Genomic DNA, 1,023 nt, shown 5'->3' with positions numbered 1-1,023 from the left:
TGTGTAAACCCACCACGTTGTTCAGCGGGATTCTGGAAATAGGCGGTTGGCTGCCGATCCCCATGTGGGGTCGGTGCCAGTTGTAGTGATGCAGCCATTCAGGCAGCACGGCATCGCGCTGCTCTGACGAAGCGTACTCGCAGGCATAGGCCCATTCGCGCAAGCTGGTCTGGATGAAGCGCTCGGCCTTACCGTTGGTTCGCGGGGTGTAGGGCTTGGTCCGATAGTGCTTCATGCCCAACGAGGCGACGAGTCGAGCGAAGACGCCGGAGCGATAGCAGGCGCCGTTGTCAGTCAGGACACGCTGAAAGGTGACTCCCAGCGTCTTGTAGTACGCCAAGGCGGCCAGCAGCGCTTGGCAGGCCGTTGAGCCTTTCTCATCCGTGTGAACGCTACTGAAAGCGACTCGGGAGTGGTCATCAATGGCCACATGGACATAACCCCAGCCGCCGCCGCCAGCATTGCCACGCCGACTTGGATCGACCCGGTGTCCGGGCCGGCGGAAGTTGCCGAGTTTCTTGATATCCAAGTGCAGCAAGCCGCCCGGGCTGTCGTACTCATACCGGACCGCCTTCTTCGGTGGGTCCAGAAGGCACAGGCGATTGAGTCCTCTTCGACGCATCAGGCGTGAAATGGTGCTGTGAGCCACACCCAGTGCCTTGGAAATGGTCAGGTAGGTTTGCCGTTGACGTCGACGCTGGACGATCTGCTCTATCAGTGCCTCGGGTGTGCCATGGGGGCTGCGGCTGGGCCGAGAGCTGCGGTTCTGCAGCCCAATCAGGCCCTCGGCTCGATACCGGGCCAGCCACTTGTAAGCCGTGCGTACACTCACCCCACAAGCCTGGGCGGCCTCTTCTGGCCGGAGGCCTTGCTCAGTGATGCGGCGGACAAGAAGCTCTCGACTAAACGGCGTCAAACGGGCATTTTTATGGTGGTTCATCCGGGCTCTTTGGGGGCTGGACAGGTGTGGTAACCACCATTTTCCAAAGATGCCCCGGATGAACAACCTACCGAGAGATCACA

The 1,023-nt window shown here is 60.5% G+C and carries 1 protein-coding gene; it reads right to left on the bottom strand.

The genetic code is table 11. The annotated features are described in order from the left end of the window. A partial coding sequence (locus tag ACMZPQ_RS22960; protein ID WP_197584473.1) for an IS481-like element ISStma12 family transposase occupies positions 1-940 on the bottom strand: 940 nt, incomplete at its 3' end. Between the last annotated feature and the right edge of the window lie 83 nt (positions 941-1,023).

It is taken from the genome of Stenotrophomonas maltophilia, from assembly GCF_047497515.2.
GTDB lineage: Bacteria > Pseudomonadota > Gammaproteobacteria > Xanthomonadales > Xanthomonadaceae > Stenotrophomonas.
This window is presented reverse-complemented; position numbering and strand designations above follow the sequence as displayed.